14 protein-coding genes are annotated in these 21314 nt (G+C 60.0%); 8 read left to right on the top strand and 6 right to left on the bottom strand.

Going from position 1 to position 21314, the window contains the following annotated elements:
- The first annotated feature begins 76 nt into the window (after positions 1 to 76).
- A complete protein-coding gene (rhlB, locus tag A7J50_RS05045) occupies positions 77 to 1552 on the top strand; it encodes an ATP-dependent RNA helicase RhlB (protein WP_064450805.1) in 1476 nt (491 codons plus the stop codon).
- A 139-nt stretch (positions 1553 to 1691) separates the two neighbouring features.
- Here rhlB and moaE read toward each other — a convergent pair whose 3' ends face one another.
- The 6 genes from moaE to A7J50_RS05015 form a co-directional block, all read right to left on the bottom strand.
- Entirely contained in the window at positions 1692 to 2141 is a 450-nt protein-coding gene (moaE, locus tag A7J50_RS05040; protein ID WP_064450804.1) for a molybdopterin synthase catalytic subunit MoaE, read from the bottom strand.
- Between the two features lie 2 nt (positions 2142 to 2143).
- Positions 2144 to 2386 (bottom strand): molybdopterin converting factor subunit 1, encoded by a 243-nt coding sequence (moaD, locus tag A7J50_RS05035; RefSeq protein WP_064450803.1) that lies wholly within the window; start codon positions 2384 to 2386, stop codon positions 2144 to 2146.
- Positions 2383 to 2856 carry a cyclic pyranopterin monophosphate synthase MoaC gene (gene moaC / locus A7J50_RS05030; protein ID WP_064450802.1) on the bottom strand — a complete coding sequence of 158 codons (474 nt, stop codon included), beginning with the start codon at positions 2854 to 2856 and terminating at the stop codon, positions 2383 to 2385. Before moaC ends, moaD begins: the two co-directional genes overlap by 4 nt.
- A 126-nt stretch (positions 2857 to 2982) precedes the next feature.
- Positions 2983 to 6714 carry an autotransporter domain-containing protein gene (locus tag A7J50_RS05025; protein WP_064450801.1) on the bottom strand — a complete coding sequence of 1244 codons (3732 nt, stop codon included), beginning with the start codon at positions 6712 to 6714 and terminating at the stop codon, positions 2983 to 2985.
- Positions 6715 to 7029: 315 nt separating this feature from the next.
- Positions 7030 to 8424: a PhoH family protein gene (locus tag A7J50_RS05020; RefSeq protein ID WP_053254513.1), complete on the bottom strand. Its 1395-nt coding sequence runs from the start codon at positions 8422 to 8424 to the stop codon at positions 7030 to 7032.
- A gap of 348 nt (positions 8425 to 8772) precedes the next feature.
- Complete coding sequence (locus A7J50_RS05015; RefSeq protein ID WP_064450800.1) at positions 8773 to 9897, bottom strand: polysaccharide deacetylase family protein; 1125 nt, start codon at positions 9895 to 9897, stop codon at positions 8773 to 8775.
- 1027 nt (positions 9898 to 10924) lie between these two features.
- Here A7J50_RS05015 and yaaA point away from each other — a divergent pair.
- From yaaA to algG, 7 genes are all read left to right on the top strand, one after another.
- Positions 10925 to 11704 (top strand): peroxide stress protein YaaA, encoded by a 780-nt coding sequence (yaaA, locus tag A7J50_RS05010; protein WP_064450799.1) that lies wholly within the window; start codon positions 10925 to 10927, stop codon positions 11702 to 11704.
- Positions 11705 to 12605: 901 nt separating this feature from the next.
- On the top strand, positions 12606 to 13922 hold the full coding sequence (locus A7J50_RS05005) for a nucleotide sugar dehydrogenase (RefSeq protein ID WP_064454857.1): 1317 nt from the start codon (positions 12606 to 12608) through the stop codon (positions 13920 to 13922).
- Between the two features lie 98 nt (positions 13923 to 14020).
- Positions 14021 to 15496 carry a mannuronan synthase gene (gene alg8, locus A7J50_RS05000; RefSeq protein ID WP_156526250.1) on the top strand — a complete coding sequence of 492 codons (1476 nt, stop codon included), beginning with the start codon at positions 14021 to 14023 and terminating at the stop codon, positions 15494 to 15496.
- 36 nt (positions 15497 to 15532) lie between these two features.
- Entirely contained in the window at positions 15533 to 16699 is a 1167-nt protein-coding gene (locus A7J50_RS04995; RefSeq protein WP_064450797.1) for an alginate biosynthesis protein Alg44, read from the top strand.
- 8 nt (positions 16700 to 16707) lie between these two features.
- Positions 16708 to 18231, top strand: coding sequence for an alginate biosynthesis TPR repeat lipoprotein AlgK (gene algK / locus A7J50_RS04990; RefSeq protein ID WP_237140888.1), 1524 nt, complete (start codon positions 16708 to 16710; stop codon positions 18229 to 18231).
- A complete protein-coding gene (locus A7J50_RS04985) occupies positions 18228 to 19715 on the top strand; it encodes an alginate export family protein (protein ID WP_064450795.1) in 1488 nt (495 codons plus the stop codon). The genes algK and A7J50_RS04985 overlap by 4 nt, the downstream gene beginning before the upstream one ends.
- A complete protein-coding gene (gene algG, locus A7J50_RS04980; protein WP_064450794.1) occupies positions 19715 to 21304 on the top strand; it encodes a mannuronan 5-epimerase AlgG in 1590 nt (529 codons plus the stop codon). Before A7J50_RS04985 ends, algG begins: the two co-directional genes overlap by 1 nt.
- Positions 21305 to 21314: the final 10 nt, after the last annotated feature.

Here is a 21314-nt window from a genome sequence, read left to right as displayed (position 1 = left end):
GTATGACAGACGCACTACGCCGCGCCCGTTTCTTGCATTACACTGGCCGGCGTACATTCCTTAACCAATTAATGAGATCACCGTGCTCAAAGCACTTAAGAAGATGTTCGGCAAAAGCGAGGCTGAGCCGTTCGCGCCTGTTCCCAGTGCTCCTGTCCCCTCCTCCGACAGCCGCAATGACGGTCAACAGCCAGGCCGGACCGCACCTGTCGCCTCGCCGAAGAAACCGCCGGTGACGCCACCTGAACAGGTACTGCCTGCTGAGGCCGCCCCCGCACCGGCGCCGGCGCCGAAAGCACCACGCCGCGAACGCGCACCAAAACCGCCCGTGACCCCGTGGAAACTCGAAGACTTCGCCGTCGAGCCCCAGGAAGGCAAAACCCGCTTCCACGATTTCAAACTGGCCCCGGAACTGATGCACGCCATCCAGGACCTGGGGTTCCCGTACTGCACGCCGATCCAGGCGCAGGTGCTGGGTTTCACCCTCGCCGGCAAAGATGCCATTGGTCGCGCGCAAACCGGCACCGGCAAGACCGCCGCGTTCCTGATTTCGATCATCACCCAGCTGCTGCAAACGCCGCCGCCCAAAGAACGCTACATGGGTGAGCCGCGCGCACTGATCATCGCCCCGACCCGGGAGCTGGTGGTGCAGATCGCCAAGGACGCCGCCGACCTGACCAAGTACACCGGCCTCAACGTCATGACGTTCGTTGGCGGCATGGACTTCGACAAGCAACTCAAGCACCTCGAAGCCCGTCACTGCGACATCCTGGTCGCCACCCCGGGCCGCCTGCTCGACTTCAACCAGCGCGGCGACGTGCATTTGGACATGGTCGAAGTGATGGTGCTGGACGAAGCCGACCGCATGCTCGACATGGGTTTTATCCCGCAAGTACGTCAGATCATTCGCCAGACCCCGCCGAAAAACGAGCGCCAAACCCTGCTGTTCTCCGCGACCTTCACCGAAGACGTGATGAACCTCGCCAAGCAGTGGACCACCGACCCGTCCATCGTCGAGATCGAAGCGCTGAACGTCGCCAGCGAAAACGTCGAACAGCACATCTACGCCGTCGCCGGCGCCGACAAGTACAAGCTGCTCTACAACCTGATCAACGACAATGGTTGGGAACGCGTGATGGTGTTCGCCAACCGCAAGGACGAAGTGCGCCGCATCGAAGAACGCCTGGTACGCGATGGCGTCAACGCTGCGCAACTGTCCGGCGATGTGCCGCAACACAAGCGCATCAAGACCCTGGAAGGCTTTCGCGAAGGCAAGATTCGCGTGCTGGTGGCCACTGACGTTGCCGGGCGCGGAATTCACATTGATGGCATCAGCCATGTGATCAACTTCACCCTGCCGGAAGTGCCGGACGACTACGTGCACCGCATTGGCCGTACCGGCCGTGCAGGCGCTGCGGGTGTATCGATCAGCTTTGCCGGGGAAGATGACTCGTACCAGCTGCCGTCGATCGAGACGTTGCTGGGTCGCAAGATCAGTTGCGAGACGCCGCCGACGCATTTGCTGCGGGCTGTGGAACGCAAACGCCCGTAAGCCGGAATGCGATTAAAAATGTGGGAGCGGGCTTGCTCGCGAATGCGGTCTGTCAGTTAAAGATGTACTGACTGAGACACCGCTTTCGCGAGCAAGCCCGCTCCCACATTTGGATCTCCACACACATTTAGTCAGCTGTTTACTTCCAGCGATCCGCCGCCGCGTGATCGCTGCCCCGCCCTTCCACCCAGCGTGGCCCTTCAGGGGTGTGTTCTTTCTTCCAGAACGGCGCGCGGGTCTTCAGGTAGTCCATCACAAACGCACAGGCATCAAACGCGGCCTGGCGATGCGCACTGGCGGCGGCCACGAACACAATCGGCTCGCCCGGCTCCAGCGCGCCGATGCGGTGCAGCACTTCCAGCTTGAGCAACGGCCAACGTTGTTCGGCTTCCACCGCGATCTTGGCCAGGGCTTTTTCGGTCATGCCGGGATAGTGCTCAAGGAACATGCCCGACACGTCGCGGCCGTCATTGAAATCGCGCACATAGCCGACAAAACTCACCACCGCGCCCACGCCGACATTGGCCGCATGCATCGCGTTGACTTCGAAGCCCGGATCAAACGCCTCAGCCTGCACCCGAATGGCCATGGTCAGCCTCCGGTCACAGGCGGGAAAAACGCGACTTCATCACCATCGTTCAGTGGCTCGTCCAACGAACAAAGTTCTTCGTTACGCGCGCACATCAGGCTGGGTTCGTTGAGCACGGCAAACTCCGGGTCACCGGCCAGCGCAAGACGCACAGCATCGACAGTGGCGAAATCGCCCTCCATCTCCAGTGAATCGAAACCCACCGCCTCGGCGTAGCGCGCAAAAAACAGTACGTTGATGCTCATGCCTGGTCCGCCTTGAAATGCCCGCTTTTACCGCCGAGCTTTTCCAGCAGGCGAATACTTTCGATGGTCATGCCACGGTCCACGGCCTTGCACATGTCGTAGATCGTCAGCGCTGCGACACTGGCAGCGGTCAGCGCTTCCATCTCCACGCCGGTCTGGCCGCTGAGTTTGCAACGCGCGAGGATATGCACGGCGTCGACGCCATCGGCGCTCAACTCGACCTTGACGCCCGTGAGCATCAGCGGGTGGCACAGCGGGATCAGATCACTGGTTTTTTTAGCGGCCTGGATCCCGGCAATACGGGCCACGGCAAACACGTCGCCCTTGGGGTGGGCGCCGTCGACAATCATTTTCAGGGTGTCGGGCAGCATGCGCACCCGCGCTTCGGCCACGGCCTCGCGGAACGTCACGGCTTTGTCGGTGACGTCGACCATATGGGCGCGACCTTGGGAATCGAGATGAGTCAGCACAGGGATACTCCTGATCAGGAGCGGCAATTGTAAACCTGTGAGTCAATTTTGCGCAGGGCTGTTTATCCCATCAAAAAAGGGGCGCACTGATTGCTCAGTGCGCCCCTCATAACCAACAACGCGGGATTAGAAGCGGAACGTAAATCCGGCATTGATCCCGTTGTTGTTACCCCGGTTGGACAGCAAACCGCTGTAGTTCAAGGACACCAGCGTGTCTTTGGTCAACGCCATTTCCGCACTGGCCTTGATCACCGCGCCATCACGGGCCACGGGCACACTGTTAACGGCGAAGGCGGTGTCACTGCCGGTAAACTTCAGCGAGGCATCGCGATCGGTATCGCCGAACTGATGCTCCCAACCCAGCTCCCCGCGCAACGTCACTGCCGACGTCGAGCTGACCGCCAATTGGGTATGCGCGCGCAGGCCCAGGGTCGACAGCGTGGCGTCCTGGCTTTGCTTGCTGGCGTGCAAGGCTGCGGCGCCGCCCTTCTCCTTGAACGAATCGCTCTGGTAATTCAGGTACGTCAGGTTGGCGAAGGGTTCGAACAGGTTCCACTGGGTGTAACCGATCTCGGCAAACACTTGGTCCGTACGGGCGTTGTAGTCGGCTTTGTCATAGTCCGACTGGTTGGCGTAAGCCACACGCCGCGAGGTGTCCAGGCGATGCCAGGTGGTGGCGCCACCCAAGCGCAGGGCGATGGCGTCGAAGCGTTTACCGCCGTAGACCGACAGGTGATAGTTGTCACTGTCCGCCGAAGCCGACTCGCCATTGAGATGACTCTGGGTGTAGCCGGTCGCCGCGCCTACACGCCAGCCGTCGCCGACGTCCGTGTCCAGCCCCAGCAGCACACCGCTGGTGGACGAGGAGTAGCCGCTGGCGTTGTTGTCGCCGCTGACGTTATTGCGCCCCCCCAGCAGTTGCACCCAGCCACCGTTATCGCTGGTCTGGATTTGCGCACTGGAATCCAGCGCCTGGGCCTGTTGCAGACGACCGTTGACCGCTTCGCGAAGGTAACGGCTGTCGGCCATTTGCGCCGCCGCCACATCCGAGTGCAGCTGCCCCGACAGTTGCTTGAACGCGGCCTGCGCCTGGGCGGCGGAGTCCGAGGCCAGGAGGCTTTCATACACAGGGCTGCCGCTGCCCAATGTATCGGCCACGGTTGCCACGGCGCGTTCGTTGCGGGTTTGCGCGACGCTGGCAAAACTCGTCTGGTTGCGTTCCACCGCCAGGCTCAGTTGGTTCGGCTGGTAGTTCAGTTGAGTGCCGATAAACAGGTAGTTGGGCGTAATCGCCGCAAACTGGCCGTTGATGCCCTGGCTGGCGCTGAGGATGTTGAACTGCTGGCCCAGCAGGCTACGGGCTTCGGTGGCGGACAGCAGGTTGGGGCTGTTTTCCAGGGACACAGTGACAACACCGCCATTGAGCGTGGCGACGCCGCTGCTCTGGATCTGGTCGCTCTGCCCGTTCGGGCCGACCTCCACGGCATACACCGAACCCGGGTTGAAGGTGACGTTACCGGTGTGCAGCGTGCCGATCGAATGACCCGGCGCCACGCGGCCGCCATTGTTCACGGTCAAGGCTCCCACGCTGCCGTTACCGGCCAGTGTGCCGCCCAGGGTGGTCGGCACACCGTTATCCGCGTTCACCGTACCCACGGCGCTGCCATCCACCGTCACGGCCGAGGTCAACGAGCCGTCGACCGACAGCTTGCCGCCGCGTACCCACGTGCTGCCCGAATAGGTGTTCTGGCCTTCCAGCACCAATTCGCCGTCCCCAGACTTGGCCAGGCTGCCGACATAGGTCGTGCCGGTGAGCAAATCCTTACCGCGTGCCAGCGTCGCCTGTTCCCGGGCGTGGCCGATTTCGTATTCAAACTGGTCATCCGCCGAGGCATTGGCAGGCAGCCCGTTCAGCCAGCCTTTTTGCTGTTTGGTCGCCGCCCACGTTGCCTGTTCGGTGGCGTCTTCTACACGACGGGCGCGAATCGCTTCATCGGAAATCGGGTTAGCCCAGATATCACGCGTACCGGTGGGCAATGCCACCGCCACCGAACCGAGGAACTGCCCCGGCCCCTGCATGGCTTTTTGCAGATTAGGCAAGCCCCAGCCACTGACCACTCCCGGCACTTGCGGCGTGCCTGGCGCGGCATCGTGCACCGGTTGCAGGTTGTCGTAGGTGCGCCCACCCGTCAGGTTACCGACAGGCGTGTCCGGGCCATCCGGCGCTTGCAGGCTGGAGGTGGTCAGCAACACATCCCGCGCCTGGCTGGCGGTCATGTAAGGGAAGCGCTGAATCACCAGGGCCAACGCCCCGGAAACGCTCGGTGCGGCGGCGGACGTACCGTTGGCATTCGGGATGATTTCGCCTTCCGGCCCGGTGGACGGAATGCCCGAAACCCCCATCACACACCACCACTTCGAAGTACCGCAGCGGTTATACACCTGGGCGCTGGTTTCGTCGTAACCGGTGATCGAGAGGAATTTTGCTTCGATGTCCGGCTTGAAAAACGGCAGGTTGGCGTTGGTGTCCGGGTTGGCACCGTGGCTGTCGTTGCCCGCCGAGATGATCTGGATAAAAGTGTTTTGCCGTGCGGCGTCCGCCATGGCATCCAGCCAGGTTTTCTGCCCGGCGTGGGCCTTGTCCCAGAACGGGCGATAGGCGGCGGTCATGTCGCGCAAGTTGTCGGCCGCACTGTCGCCGACATTACCAAAGTGGTTCTCCACGTCGTTGCGCGAATTTTGCCCCCAGCTCTGGTTGACGATCGACACGTTCTTCGCCGCCAGGGCGTTGTAGCTGGCCATGAACGCGTTGTAGTCGAGGTCGTTGGAGCCCTGGAAACGGTTGTCGTCGGTGCCGCCGGTATTGGCGACAAAAATATTCGCGTCAAAGGCAATGCCATGCATGCCGGTGCCGTTGCGACTGGCCCCCAGTACCCCGGACATTTCCGTGCCGTGACCGTCATTGATGATCGGGTCGTACTCACCGGAAATACTGAAGTGCTCGCCCTTTTGAAACTCGCCGTCCGGGGTGTCGTGGAGGTAGCGCGGGTGGGTGGCGTAATACTCGCCGGTGGACGTCACCGCTTGCACCCGGTCCTGGCCCTGGGCATTTTTGCCCTGGAACTCGAAGTGTTTGGTGAGGATGCCCGAGTCGAGCACACCCACATTCACGCCCTTGCCGGTCATGCCCAGGGCATAGGCGTAATACGCGTTGGTGCGGTCCAGGCCGGAGTTGACCTGGGCTTCCGGGGTCTTCCAGGTTTGGGCGTTGGCGCTCCAGTCACGCGTGGCGCCCGCCCAGGATTGGCCTGCATTCAGTTGCCCATTCAGGTTGCTGCTGACGCCCGGCTCAACATAGGTATAGGGCTTGGCAGCCGGCAGGTTCGCGAGGATGGCCTTGGAGAAATCCAGAATATTGGTGGTATAGCGGCCATTGTTGCTGAACAGTCGGCTGCGGTAGTAATCCAGGCGCGAGGCATAGTCCAGCGGACGCTTGGTATCGCCGAGCATGGCGCCGATGGTCAGGTTTTCCGGCTGCAGTTCGTAGTATTGCTTGAGGGGCGAATCGAACTTGCCCGACTGGGCGGCAAAGTCCTTGGCCGCGAGGTCGACAATGTCTGCGTAAGCAAACCGCAGGTTCTTGTAGACATCCGTGTTGGGGCCGAACGATGCAACGGCTTTCCTGAAGGCCGACTCCAGCACCTGAGCCGTGTAGGGGTTGCTGTCATCCGCCCAGGCCATTGAGCCCTGACCCAGCCATAAGGCCAGCCCGAGTGCGATGGGCGTGAGGGGGATTGATTTGGAACCGGTGCTGCGCTTGCGATGAAACAAAGTGAAGCCATTACCTGCTACGTCCATTATTCCTTTCCCTTTGGATATGTGCGTCGTCAATGAGCGATGTATCGGGCTTTTTGTAATAGGCAGGGTCACGCGGAAAACCCGAAGGGGTTCTCAAAACGTCGTCGAATCAATGAGGTGGTGTTTCGACGGGAGTCACACAGCGTTGTTATTGTTTTTGCGGCGGCAAAAAATGTAACAAAATAATTACAAAGACTACAAGCACCCTGGACGCATTAACGAAGACAAATGTCGCCCACAACAAAAACCCCGGATTTCGTGAGAAATCCGGGGTGGTTCGTGGCATTTAGCCACCAACTACGACATCAGCGTGTTTTACAAATGGGACTCGGCGTATTCAGCCAGAATCGAGCGAGGCACCCCTTGCAGCGCAATGTGCACGCCGTTCGGGAAGTCTTTGAAGCGTTCCGTCAGGTAAGTCAGCCCGGAGCTGGTCGCGGACAGGTAAGGGGTGTCGATCTGTGCCAGGTTGCCCAGGCACACCACTTTGGAACCGGCGCCGGCACGGGTGATGATGGTTTTCATCTGGTGCGGCGTCAGGTTCTGGCATTCATCGATCAAAATCAGGCTTTGCTGGAAGCTGCGACCTCGGATGTAGTTGAGGGATTTGAACTGCAACGGCACTTTGCTGAGGATGTAATCGACGCTGCCATGGGTGTTTTCGTCATCCATGTGCAAGGCTTCGAGGTTGTCGGTGATCGCCCCCAGCCACGGCTCCATTTTTTCCGCCTCGGTGCCGGGCAGGAAACCGATTTCCTGGTCCAGGCCCTGCACGCTGCGGGTGGCAATGATGCGGCGATAGCGCTTGGTCACCATGGTCTGTTCGATGGCGGCCGCCAGGGCGAGGATGGTTTTACCCGAGCCTGCAGCCCCGGTCAGGTTGACCAGGTGGATATCCGGGTCGAGCAGCGCATACAGCGCCAGGCTCTGGTAGATGTCACGCGGTTTCAGGCCCCAGGCTTCCTGGTGCAACAGGGGTTCCTGATGCAGGTCGAGGATCAGCAGCTTGTCGACCTGGATCTCTTTGATCCAGCCCACAAAACCCTGTTCGTCGATGATGAACTCATTGATATGCACGGCAGGCAGGTTGTCGGTCAGCTGTACCTGGTGCCAGGTGCGGCCATGGTCCTGACGGGTTTCGACTTTGCTGACGCGGTCCCAGAACGAGCCGGTCATCGTGTGATAACCGCGGGACAGCATCGACACGTCGTCGACCAGTTGGTCGGTACTGTAGTCCTCGGCAGCGATCCCACACGCTCGTGCCTTGAGGCGCATATTGATGTCTTTGGTCACCAGCACCAGGCGCAAGTCCTTGTCACGCGCGTGCAGGTCGATCAATTGGTTGATGATTTTGTTGTCGTTCAGATTCTCCGGCAGCAGGCTGTTGGGCTCGCTGCGCTTGTTCATCAGAATCGACAGCAAGCCCTTGGGCCCGCTTTTTCCGCGCTGGATAGGCACGCCGACTTCAACGTCCTCGGGTGAGGCTTCACCCAGGGTCTTGTCGATCAGGCGAATGGCCTGGCGGCACTCGGCGGCAACGCTGTGGTGCCCGCTTTTGAGTTTGTCGAGCTCCTCAAGCACGATCATCGGGATAGCGACGTGGTGTTCTTCGAAGTTAAGCAGTGCGTTTGGATCGTGAATCAGTACGTTGGTATCAAGCACATAAAGGATTGGCTGGTCGGAAGAAGGGTTACGTCCATGATCATCCATACTCGGTCACCTTTGTGGGAGCCAGTCGACGCAATACCACAACAGTGCTGCGCCTCGATTCGACCACCGACTGCACCGCAGTGACGTCAAGTGCAGTGCCCACATGAGGAGTCTTGGAAGACGCCACCTGTGTTGCAGGTTTCGGCGATCTGACTTCGTAATACCGCAAAAACGATGACAGGAAAAAGCACTTTGACACTTTTCTGAAGTTTATTTTTCAGGATGACGAATAGCACTAGCCGAGTGCCATGGGCCCCGTTAAAGTCGGAAGTCCGCCTGCATCGAAATGTCGCACAAAATCACCCCGAAAAAGCCTTATCCCCAACAGGGCCGGGCACTTCATCTTTTTCAGCGAAACGCCTCCCGGCAGTCCTGCCAACCCAACCCGCTTTGCGCCGTGGCCTGTAGCAACATCGGTAATGCGACCCGCGCCTTGTCCTGAGTGTCGTGAAACACAATCACCCCTTTGCGCCACAGCAACATCAACGTCAATACGCGTTGCGCCGCCTCATCGGCCTTGAGTTTGCCCGGCTCGTCCTGGGAATCGATATCCCACAGTGCCACCTGCAAACCCTGGGACTGGAAGAAGCCCTGACTGTCGGCGCGCCGCTGGCCGTAAGGCGGACGAAACAGCGGCACGTAGTTCTCCGGCATCAGATTCTGCGCCAGCGATGCACTGCGCGTGATCGAGCCTTGCCACTCGACCCAATGACTGTGGGAGCGATACTGCCAGCCCTGGGTGCCCACGCACTGTCCCTGGTACAGCGCTTGTACGTCAGCGGCCGAACTGCGCTCCACGCGGGTTTGCAAACTGCTGCCGAGGACGAAGAAGGTGGCGTTGAGCTTCTGCTTGCGCAGGTAGTCAGTGAGCCAGTCAGTATTGCCGCTGACGGGTGCCGGGCCGCCGTCGAAGGTCAAAAGGAACATGCGGTCGTTGAATTCGTCGCCATTGCGTTCGTGGTCGCCAAAACGCGCGACTTCACTGCTGATCTGCGGGAACAACGCGGCTTTGCGCAGCAGTTCGTCCAGGTAGCGCTCGTGGAAATTGTGGCTGGGGTTGGCCCAGCCTATATAGAAAGAGTTGTCACTGACCTGGAACTTGCCGGCCTGTTCGCGCAGGTCGTCCATGCTTTCCACCAGGTAGCAGAACGAGGCATCTTCTTCGCAGCTTTGCTCGGCAAAGGTGTAGTTCTCCAGCAGGCGCTGCCAGAGTTGCCGGCGCAGGTCGTCAATGGCGGCCAGGTTGATGATCTTCAGGCCCAAGCGCTGTTTGAGCACGGCTTCATCCTGGGCTTCGCTGGCGATCAAACTATGGGCGAACATCAGGATTTCGGCGCGTGAGGCGACGTCGAACAGCGCGGGGCTGCTTAGCTTCTCCGGCCAGACACCACGGTCCAGGCTTGCCACATCCACCGGCGCCGCCTGGGCGCCCAAGCACAGCAAACAAGCCGACAGTAAAAACGCAATTCGCACACAGGGTCTCCCTTTCCAGAGTTGTCGGGCACTATAGCCGATCACCTGGGGGAGCTACTGGGTTGGTGTGTATATCCGTTGTTTGGGTAACGGCCACTCAGGGTTCCGGGCTTACAACGGGTCACGTTTGAAAGAGCCTGTACGGATCGGGCCGCCTAAGATCAAAAGCAGTGCACGGCGCCCCGGTTGCCGACCTGAGTGGTGTAGATCAAAAGCAACGCCGAGGATGCCTGACAGCCGACCTGATCCTGGAAGCTGAACGCGGTTAAATGTGGGAAGGGGCTCGCTCCCGATAGCAGCGTGTCAGTTGATGCATCTGGTGACTGACCCAGCGCATTCGCGAGCAAGTCGAATCGTCGCACCGCCGCACCCACATTTGGAACTCGGTACATCGGGCAGAGGGTGTGAGGCTCTTCAGGCTGTACTCGGTCAATGTGGGAGCTGGCTTGTCGGACCGCCGAACCGCTGCGATGGCATCAACTCGGTGTACTTGGTGGACCGAGGTGTCTGCATCGCAGGCAAGCCAGCTCCCACAGAAAAGCAGTTCTGCTTCTGATCTGCCTCTGCTGTGTTTTTGCCCTGCTTTCGCTTCTACCACTCAGGTCGGCTACCAGGCCGCCGTGCTCTGCTGTTGATCTGCTGTCGATCTTGATCTGACAGGCCCCGTTAACCACGATGGCCGAACGCAGGCTTGAATCCGTGGGTAACCCGGCAGGACGCCGGGTTAGCCGCGCTGGGCCAAGGATGGCCCATCGCGGCGGCCCACGGATTCAAGCCGGAGTTCGGGCATGCCGAGCCCAGGCGAGGCACCGAGTGGTGGGGCAAAGCGTTTTTTGGTTACTTTTTTAGGCGCTTTGTAAAAAAGTGACCCGCCGTAAGGGCGGAACCCTAAGCCGCCGTTACCGCAGCAACGGATATGTACACCAACGACAAAGCAGCGCCCTATCACCATCATAGGTGGAGTCTAACCCCCCAACCCCCTAGAATCCCGCCCACGCGACACGCCACGATTAAAGGAGACGATTTCATGCTGATGGTGATTTCCCCCGCCAAAACCCTCGATTTCGAGTCAAAGCCGGTCACCCCGCGCTTCACCCAGCCGCAGTACCTCGACCACTCCCAGGAGCTGATCGAACAACTGCGCGAACTCAGCCCGGCGCAAATCAGCGAGTTGATGCACGTCTCCGATAAAATCGGCGGCCTCAACGCCGCCCGCTTCGGCAGCTGGACGCCCGCCTTCACCCCGGCCAATGCCAAACAGGCCCTGCTGGCATTCAAGGGCGACGTCTACACCGGCCTCAACGCCGAAACCTTCAGCGATGCCGACTTCAGCTACGCCCAGGACCACCTGCGCATGCTCTCGGGCCTGTACGGCCTGCTGCGCCCGCTGGACCTGATGATGCCGTACCGCCTGGAGATGGGCACCAAACTGGCCAACGCCCGTGGCAAGGACCTCTACGCGTTCTGGGGCACGCGCATCAGCGAGTGGTTGAATGAAGCACTGGCCGAACAAAGCGATGATTTGCTGCTCAACCTGGCCTCCAACGAATACTTCTCGGCCGTCAAGCGCACGGCTCTGAACGCGCGGATCATCAACACCGAATTCAAGGACCTGAAGAACGGTCAGTACAAGATCATCAGCTTCTACGCCAAGAAAGCGCGGGGCATGATGAGCCGCTTTGTGATCGAAGAGCGCATCAACGACCCGGCCAAGCTCAAGCAGTTTGATGTGCAGGGTTATCGCTTCAACGCAGAGCAGTCCAAGCCGGACAATTTGGTGTTTTTGCGCGATCACGCACCGGAATAAGGCCTTGCTCAGCCCTCACAAACGCTAACACTCTAATGTGGGAGCTGGCTTGCCTGCGATAGCGGAGTATCAGTCGACTGTTCTCTGACTGAAATTGCGCCATCGCAGGCAAGCCAGCTCCCACATTTTTGTTTACATTCCAAGCCCGAAATCGTCATTTATTTGACGTCAAAAAACACAAAGACACATCCCTAACAAATCTTTCACTCGACATTTCAAATTTTTTTTCGTAGTGGCACCGCTTTTTTCAAACGGTAGTGGCACAAAACTATCCTGCCTCACCAACTCCCTATTACGACTCGCCCAAGTAGCAAGTGCTATCACTGTAATGCCAGTGCCATCTTTTCTAATATTTCAAGAAATTTCTGGAAACAGGATGAGCGGCCAGGAACTTCATCCTGATGCACCGCTCATACCACCGGTAACGAAATTCTCTGTTGCTGTAAGAGATGACTTACATGGCGACCAACGGAAGTAGCAAAGTTGTCATATTTAACTTTGACTCAGGGGTCATATTACCAACCGATTAGTTAATAGCGGCGACAAGGAAGAATTGCCACGAACTATAAGGCCAAGGCTCAACCTCCCCTAATGGGTCAGTGATACAACCCAAGGCATTGATAATTAAAGGCTTAAAGCCTCTATCAAGGCTCTGCGGCACTGGCGCCAGGCCCTTCTCCCAAGAAGGCTGGCTGCATTTCAGGGCAGGCTCCAATAACAAGGCCACGTTTCGCACAACTTGAGTGCAATGATGAGTCACTCGTTATTTAACATGCCTATACACGGCAAGTCGGCGTCTATTCGCCCAACTTTCGTGGCATCAGTGACGCTTGCAAACATGAACTCCGGCCATCTAATTGGCATGATTAATATCGTCTTCAATGACAAAGAGGTAAATGCGATGCGCATCAGCATATTTGGTCTAGGTTACGTCGGCGCAGTCTGTGCCGGTTGCCTGTCTGCCCGTGGCCATGAAGTGGTCGGTGTAGACATCTCCAAGGATAAGATCGACCTGATCAATGCCGGCAAATCGCCCATCGTTGAACCGGGTCTGGGCGAACTGTTGAGCCAAGGCATCGCAAACGGTCGACTGCGCGGCACGACCAACTTCGCCGACGCCATCCGCGATACCGACCTCTCGATGATTTGCGTCGGCACGCCGAGCAAGAAAAACGGCGATCTGGAACTCAACTACATCGAATCGGTATGCCGCGAGATCGGTTTTGTCCTGCGTGACAAGACCACCCGCCACACCATCGTGGTGCGCAGTACCGTATTGCCGGGCACTGTGGCCAACGTTGTCATCCCGATCCTCGAAGACTGCTCCGGCAAAAAAGCCGGCGTCGACTTCGGTGTCGCGGTCAACCCGGAATTCCTGCGCGAATCCACTGCCATCGCCGACTACGACCTGCCGCCGATGACGGTCATCGGCGAGTTCGACAAAGCCTCCGGCGATGTCCTGCAGTCGCTGTACGAAGAACTCGACGCGCCGATCATCCGCAAGGACATCGCCGTCGCCGAAATGATCAAGTACACCTGCAACGTGTGGCACGCCACCAAAGTCACCTTCGCCAACGAGATCGGCAACATCGCCAAGGCCGTTGGCGTCGATGGCCGTGAAGTGATGGAAGTGGTGTGCCAGGACAAGACCCTCAACCTGTCCCAGTACTACATGCGCCCTGGCTTCGCGTTCGGCGGCTCGTGCCTGCCAAAAGACGTGCGTGCCCTGACCTACCGCGCCGGTGCCCTGGACGTGGAAGCGCCGCTGCTGAACTCGCTGATGCGCAGCAACGAGTCCCAGGTACAGAACGCCTTCGACATCGTCGCCGGCCATGACAAACGCAAAGTCGCGCTGCTGGGCCTGAGCTTCAAGGCCGGCACTGACGACCTGCGCGAAAGCCCACTGGTAGAGCTCGCGGAAATGCTGATCGGCAAGGGCTTCGACCTGAGCATCTACGACAGCAACGTCGAATACGCCCGTGTGCACGGTGCGAACAAGGACTACATCGAAGGCAAGATCCCGCACGTGTCGTCCCTGCTCAACTCGGACTTCGATGAGGTGATCAACAACTCCGACGTGATCATCCTCGGCAACCGTGACGAGAAATTCCGTGCCCTGGCGCATAACGCACCGCACGGCAAGCAAGTGGTCGACCTGGTGGGCTTCATGTCCAAGGCCACCAGCGTAAGTGGCCGTACCGAAGGTATTTGTTGGTGAGGAGCAGCGGCTAGTTTCAAGCGGCAAGCTGCAAGTTAGAAGCGATCTTTTTTCAGCTTGTAGCTTGCAGCTTGAAGCCCTACTCCTCCGTGACGGACATGAATATGCAACGGTTAAACCAAGCGACTGGCTGGCTATTATTTCTGGGGCTTTTAGCGCTTCTAGCTCTGGCTTTGCCAGCCAGCACCTTCGACTCCGAGTCGAAGAATTTTATTTTCCTGATTGGCGCCGTCGGTATCTGGCGCTACTCGATGGGTGCTACGCATTTCTTTCGCGGCATGCTGTTCCTGTATGTGGTCTACCCACACCTGCGGCGCAAGGTGCGCAAGCTGGGCAAGGCGGCAGACCCATCCCATGTCTTCCTGATGGTCACCAGCTTCCGTATCGATGCACTGACCACCGCCCAGGTCTACAGCTCGGTGATTCGCGAGGCCATCGAATGCGGCTTCCCCACCACCGTGGTCTGCTCGCTGGTGGAAATGTCCGATGAGCTGCTGGTGAAAAGCCTGTGGGAGCGCATGAACCCGCCGGACCACGTGAAGCTCGACTTCGTCCGCATCGCCGGCACCGGCAAACGTGACGGCCTGGCCTACGGCTTCCGCGCCATCTCCCGCCACCTGCCGGATGACCGTGCAGTGGTCGCAGTGATCGATGGCGACACCGTGCTCGCCGAAGGCGTAGTACGCAAGACCGTGCCGTGGTTCCAGCTGTTCGGCAATGTCGGCGGCCTGACCACCAACGAGTTCTGCGAAGTGCGCGGCGGCTACATCATGAGCGAGTGGCACAAACTGCGCTTCGCCCAGCGCCACATCAACATGTGTTCCATGGCCCTGTCCAAGCGCGTGCTGACCATGACCGGGCGCATGTCGGTGTTCCGTGCCAGCGTCGTCACCGACCCGGGCTTTATCGCCGACGTGGAAAGCGACTCGCTGCAACACTGGCGCCTGGGCCGCTTCAAGTTTTTGACCGGGGATGACAAGTCCAGCTGGTTCAGCCTGATGCGCCTCGGTTACGACACCTTCTACGTGCCGGACGCCGCGATCAACACCGTGGAACACCCGCCGGAAAAGAGCTTCATCAAGGCCAGCCGCAAGCTGATGTTCCGCTGGTACGGCAACAACCTGCGCCAGAACTCCCGCGCGCTCGGCCTGGGCGTACGGCGCCTGGGCCTGTTCACCAGCGTGGTGCTGTTCGACCAGCGCGTGTCGATGTGGACGTCCCTGCTCGGCCTGACCGTGGCCGTCATCGCCACCTTCAAGTACGGCGGCGCGTTCATCCTCGCGTACCTGCTGTGGATCGGCATCACCCGCTTGATCCTGACCCTGCTGCTGTCGTGCTCCGGCCACACCATCGGCCCGGCGTACCCGGTGATTCTCTATTACAACCAGATCATGGGCGCGCTGGTGAAGATCTACGTGTTCTTCCGCCTTGATCAACAGTCCTGGACCCGCCAGGACACCAAACTGACCCGCGATTTGGCCAGCTTTCAACGTTGGTTCAACACCTGGTCGTCTCGGACCATGACCTTCTCCGCCGGCAGCATATTCGTCGCCGTGTTGCTGATGATGGTCTGACAGCCAAGCCTGAATTAACTCTAGGAAATTGCCCTGATGAACAGCCCCGTAAACGCCAATGTTGTCCACGAATCCGAAGCCCAGCGCCAACATGCCCGGGTCAAAATCCCGGCCAAGCTCCGCTTTTTCAACACCGACCGCACCCAGACCGAAGCACGGGTAATCGACCTGTCCGCCGGCGGCCTGGCGTTCACCGCCACGCAGCCGCTGACCGTGGGTGAAGTGCACAAGGGCCGCCTGCAATTCGTCATCGACAACCTCGGCCTGGCCATGGATGTAGAGCTGCAGATTCGCTCCTACGATCGCCAGAGCGGCCGCACCGGTTGCCAGTTCCAGAACCTCGATGCCCAGGATATTTCCACCCTGCGCCACTTGATCACCTCGCACTTGTCGGGCGACATCGTGACCATGGGCGACGTGTTGGCGACCCTGCAACGGGACAACTTCACCAAGGCGCGCAAGGTCAAGGATGGCGGCAGCGGCATGACCGCGTTCGGTCGCCTGCGCGCCGTGGTGTTCAGCGCCGGGATCTTCATTGTCGGCCTCGCCGCGTTCGGTTTTGTCTTCAAGTCGGTCTACGGCATGTACTTCGTCAGCCACGCCCAGGCCGGCCTCGTCAGCGTGCCCGGCATGAACGTAACCATGCCGCGCGACGGTACCGTACAAAGCCTGCTCAAAGGTGACGCGGTAGCGGCCAAAGGCGCGCCATTGGCGACGTTCAGCACCAGCATGCTCGATGTGCTCAAGGGCCATCTGGACGAAGAGCAGTTGCAACCGGCCAAGGTCGAAGAACTGTTCGGCAAGCAAATGACCGGCACCCTGACCTCCCCGTGTGATTGCGTCGTCGCCCAGCAACTGGTCGCCGACGGTCAGTACGCCAGCAAGGGCGACGTGATCTTCCGACTGGTGCCACGCGGCAGCCTGGCCAATGTAGAAGCGCGCTTCACCTATCGCCAGTTCGCCGACGTGCGCCCAGGTACCGCCGTGAGCTTCCAGGTGGCCGACGAAGAACAGGTCCGCACCGGCACCATCGTCAGCAGCGCCAGCCTGAACAGCGACGACCTGTCCTCGGACATCCGCGTACAGATCAAGCCGGATGCGCCGCTGGACAGCACCTACGCCGGCCGCCCGGTTGAAGTAACCAGCGACCGTGGCCCTTCGCTGAACTGGCTGATCGATAAAGCCATGGCTCACGGTCTGTAAGCGAGGGCATGCCTGTGAACCCTATTTCAAGCACAACACAGAGCACTGTGGGAGCCGGGCTTGCCCGCGATGGGATCGACTCGGTGCACCTGAAAGATCGAGTTGCCCGCATCGCAGGCAAGCCAGCTCCCACACAGAGCGGGTCGCACTTCGCCTCTGCATTCTGCACATTGGCACTGGCGGTCAGCCTCGCCGGTTGCGCCGGCCTGCCCGACCAGCGCCTGGCCAACGAAGCCCTCAAACGTGGCGACACGGTCACCGCCCAACAGAATTATCAGCAGCTGGCAAACCTGGGTTACAGCGAGGCCCAAGTCGGCCTGGCGGATATCCAGGTGACCACCCGCGACCCCGAGCAAATCCGCCAGGCCGAGGCCACCTACCGCGCCGCCGCCGATACCTCGCCGCGAGCCCAGGCCCGCCTGGGTCGCCTGCTGGTGGCCAAGCCGGGCGCCACCGAGGCCGAGCAGCACGAAGCCGAAGGGCTGCTGAAAAAAGCCTTTGCCAATGGCGAAGGCAACACCCTGATCCCGCTGGCGATGCTCTACCTGCAATACCCGCACAGCTTCCCCAACGTGAATGCCCAGCAACAGATCAGCAAGTGGCAGGCGGCGGGTTACCCGGAAGCAGGTTTGGCCCAGGTGCTGCTGTATCGCACCCAGGACACCTACGACCAGCATCTGGATGATGTGGAGCGCATCTGCAAGGCCGCGTTGAACACCACCGACATCTGCTACGTCGAGTTGGCCACGGTCTACCAGAAAAGAGCCGAACCGGAAAAACAGGCCGAACTCCTCAAGCAGATGGAAGCCGCTTACAGCCGTGGCACCGTCACTGCCCAGCGCGTCGACAGCGTTGCACGTGTATTGGGCGACGCGACCCTCGGCAAGCCTGACGAAAAAACCGCCCAGGCCCTGCTGGAAAAAATCGCCCCCGGCTACCCCGCCTCCTGGGTCAGCCTGGCGCAACTGCTCTACGACTTCCCCGAACTGGGCGATGTCGACCAGATGATGAAGTACCTGGACAACGGTCGCGCCGCCGACCAGCCGCGCGCCGAACTGTTGCTGGGCAAGCTCTACTACGAAGGCAAGTGGGTGCCGGCGGACGCCAAGGCCGCCGAAGCGCACTTCGAAAAAGCCGTGGGCAAGGAAGTCGCCGCCGATTACTACCTCGGCCAGATCTACCGCCGTGGCTACCTGGGCAAGGTTTACTCGCAAAAAGCCCTCGACCACTTGCTGACCGCTGCGCGCAATGGCCAGAACAGCGCCGACTTCGCCATCGCCCAATTGTTTTCCCAAGGCAAGGGCACCCAGCCCAACCCATTGAACGCCTACGTCTTCAGCCAGTTGGCTAAAGCCCAGGACACGCCAGAGGCCAACGACTTGGCCACGCAGCTCGAAGCCCCACTGACGCCAGAGCAACGCGCCGAAGGCCAACGCCTGGTGCAACAGGAGCTGGCCACGCGCGGCACCCTGGCCCAGAGCACGCTGCAACTGCACGCCCTGCAAGAAGAAGACGGCGAGGAATCCCTATGAAGCTCAACCCATTCGTCAAGGCCGGCATCGGCCTGACCTGCGCCCTGCTGTGGTCATGCCCGACCCTGGCCGCGCTGACCGAAGCCAAGAACTTCGGCCTGGAAGTGAAAATCACCGGCCAGTCCGAAGACGACCGCGACCTGGGCACCAAGCCCGGCGGCGACGTCAACGGCATCGGCCTCGACCTGCGCCCATGGGTCTATGGCGAAAGCGGCGCGTGGAGCGCCTATGCCATGGGTCAGGCCGTGACGTCGAGCGACATCATCGAGACCGACACCCTGCAACAGTCCTCCGATGACAGCGCCTCACAATCGAGCAACAACGACCGCAAGACCAAGAAAAACTACCTGGCCATGCGCGAGTTCTGGGTCGGCTACAGCGGCTTCACGCCCTACCCTGGCGAGCTCCTCAAGTTCGGTCGCCAGCGCCTGAACAATGACGACGGCCAATGGCGCGATACCAATATCGAAGCGCTGAACTGGACCTTCGACACCACCTTGCTCAAGGCCAATGTCGGCGCCGCCGAACGCTTCAGCGAATACCGCACCGACCTGAAAGAACTGTCGCCTAAAGACAAAGACCGCAAGCACTTCTACGCCGACGCCGCCTACCAGTGGACGCCAGGGCAGTGGATCGGCCTGCGTGGCCACCACACCCATGACGACGGCAAGCTCGACTATGCCGAACCGGGTGTGGCCAGCGACCCGTTGGACAAGCGCGAAAACGGCGACATGACCTGGCTCGGTATCGAAGCCAACAGCGACGCCTACAACTGGCGCAACACCAACACCGTCAACTACTGGGCCAGCGTCACTGGCATGAAAGGCAACCGCGACACGGTCAACGCCTTGAACGCCGACGGCTCCCGCCCGACAGAAGCCAAGCGCAGCGATGACGTGAGCGGCTGGGCCACCGACCTGGGTATCCGTCTGCGCCTCGACCCGCAGTGGCAAGTCGGCGCGGCTTACTCGCGCGCCAGTGCCAATTACGAGCAGAACGGTCTGCAAAGCAACCGTTCGAACTGGACCGGCACCCAATCGCGCGTGCACCGCTTCGGCGAGGCGTTTCGCGGCGAGATGAACAACATGCAGTCCATGAGCCTGTTCGGTTCCTGGCAGCTGCGCGAGGACTATGACGCCAGCCTGGTCTACCACAAGTTCTGGCGCGTAGACGGTAACAAGCCGGTGGGCAGCAACGGCATCGATGCCGTGCAGAACAACACCGATGACGTGACCGGCGCAATCCTCTCCAGCACCTCGTTGCCGCTTGAAGACGGCAAGAAGGACCTGGGCCAGGAGATGGACGTCGTGGTCACCAAATACTTCAAGAAAGGCTTGCTGCCGGCCGCGCTGAGCCAGTCGATCAACGAACCGTCGGCCCTGGTGCGCTTGCGGGCGGGCGTGTTCAAGCCGGGCGACGCCTATGGCAGCGGCGTCGACTCGTACATGCACCGCGCCTTTGTCGACGTGATCTGGAAATTCTGATGGGAGCCTGCGCGATGAACCCTCAAGCCCTCAAAGGCTCGGTCAGCCTGCTGGTCGCAGCCATGCTGCTGGCCAGCACTTCGGCCTTTGCCGACGGTGCGGCGGTGAAAGCGCCGACCATCGCCAAAGAACTGCAACAGGCCAAAACCTACACCATCTCCAGCCCGCCAACCGCGCCACTGGAAATGGCCAAACCGGCCCTGCCGGACCTGTCGGGCTACACCGCTGCGGCGATGGAAAAGAAGATCGTGCGCAGCAAACCCGGCAAAGTCAGCATCCGCCGCATGATGCAAGAAGACGCCCTCAAGGACTTTATCGGCGGCGACAACAAGATGGCCGAATGGGTGGTGCGCCAACACGGTATTCCCCAGGCGATCTTTGTCGACGACGGCTACATGAACCTCAAGGACCTGCTCGGCAAAGTACCCAAGCAGTACCTCAGCGAAACGTCGCCGGGTGTGTTCCTGGCCAAGCTGCCGATCGTGGTCGGGCGCAAGGGCATCCTCGAAATCGACAAGAAGACTCAGGAACTGCGCCTGTCCCAGCAGGCCGGTTCGTTCCTGATCAACGACGGCCAGCTGTTTGTGCGCGACACCCGGATTACCGGCTGGAACGAAAAGGCCAACGGACCGGCGGCCTTCCAGTCGCCCAAGGAATTCCGCCCGTTCCTGTTGGCCTGGGGCGGCACCGAGACCTACATCGCCAACAGCAAGATGGCCAGTTTCGGTTACGCCAACAGTAAGTCGTACGGGGTGAGTATTTCCCAGTACACGCCGAACATGGCCAAGGTGCTCAAGCGCTCCGAGCCGACCGGCTGGATCATCGATTCCGAATTCTCGGACATGTGGTACGGCTTCTACTGCTACGAGACCACCGGCTTCGTGATCAAGGGCAACACCTACAAAGACAACATCGTCTACGGGATTGACCCGCACGACCGTTCCCACGGCCTGATCATCGCGGACAACACCGTCTACGGCACCAAGAAGAAGCACGGCATCATCATTTCGCGGGAAGTGAACGACAGCTTCATCTTCAATAACCGCAGCTATGACAACAAGCTTTCAGGCCTGGTGATCGACCGTAACAGCGTGAACAACCTGATCGCCGACAACGAGATCTACCGCAACCACACCGACGGCATCACCCTCTATGAGAGCGGCGACAACCTGCTGTGGGGCAACAAGGTGATTGCCAATCGTCGCCACGGTATCCGCATCCGTAACAGCGTGAACATTCGCCTGTACGAGAACAGCGCCATGGCCAACGGCCTGACCGGCGTGTACGGCCACATCAAGGATTTGACCGACACCGACCGCGACATCGCCCTCGACCCGTTCGACACCAAGGTCTCGCTGATTGTGGTCGGCGGTGAACTCGCGGGTAACGGCAGCGGGCCGCTGTCCATCGACTCGCCGTTGAGCGTCGAGCTGTACCGCGTAGCGATGCTGGCGCCGACCAAATCCAGCGGCATCAGCTTCAACGGCGTGCTGGGTGACCGGCAGGAAGAAATTCTCGACCTGCTGGTGCGCCAGCAGAAAGCCGTGCTGATCGATCCTGTCGAACGCCAGACCCAAATGCAGGACTGAGGATGACCCT

The organism is Pseudomonas antarctica (assembly GCF_001647715.1).
GTDB classification, from domain to species: domain Bacteria; phylum Pseudomonadota; class Gammaproteobacteria; order Pseudomonadales; family Pseudomonadaceae; genus Aquipseudomonas; species Aquipseudomonas antarctica_A.
The sequence above is the reverse complement of the archived record's forward strand: the minus strand, read 5'-3'. Positions and strand labels throughout refer to the sequence as shown.

What these genes read in the sequence shown, in the direction of transcription:
- A7J50_RS05005 (WP_064454857.1), top strand. Translation starts at nt 12,606, where the DNA reads ATGCGCATCAGCATATTTGGTCTAGGTTACGTCGGCGCAGTCTGTGCC.
- yaaA (WP_064450799.1), top strand. Translation starts at nt 10,925, where the DNA reads ATGCTGATGGTGATTTCCCCCGCCAAAACCCTCGATTTCGAGTCAAAG.
- A7J50_RS04995 (WP_064450797.1), top strand. Translation starts at nt 15,533, where the DNA reads ATGAACAGCCCCGTAAACGCCAATGTTGTCCACGAATCCGAAGCCCAG.
- A7J50_RS04985 (WP_064450795.1), top strand. Translation starts at nt 18,228, where the DNA reads ATGAAGCTCAACCCATTCGTCAAGGCCGGCATCGGCCTGACCTGCGCC.
- moaD (WP_064450803.1), bottom strand. Translation starts at nt 2,386, where the DNA reads ATGAGCATCAACGTACTGTTTTTTGCGCGCTACGCCGAGGCGGTGGGT.
- alg8 (WP_156526250.1), top strand. Translation starts at nt 14,021, where the DNA reads ATGAATATGCAACGGTTAAACCAAGCGACTGGCTGGCTATTATTTCTG.
- A7J50_RS05025 (WP_064450801.1), bottom strand. Translation starts at nt 6,714, where the DNA reads ATGGACGTAGCAGGTAATGGCTTCACTTTGTTTCATCGCAAGCGCAGC.
- algK (WP_237140888.1), top strand. Translation starts at nt 16,708, where the DNA reads ATGCCTGTGAACCCTATTTCAAGCACAACACAGAGCACTGTGGGAGCC.
- moaE (WP_064450804.1), bottom strand. Translation starts at nt 2,141, where the DNA reads ATGGCCATTCGGGTGCAGGCTGAGGCGTTTGATCCGGGCTTCGAAGTC.
- A7J50_RS05020 (WP_053254513.1), bottom strand. Translation starts at nt 8,424, where the DNA reads ATGGATGATCATGGACGTAACCCTTCTTCCGACCAGCCAATCCTTTAT.
- algG (WP_064450794.1), top strand. Translation starts at nt 19,715, where the DNA reads ATGGGAGCCTGCGCGATGAACCCTCAAGCCCTCAAAGGCTCGGTCAGC.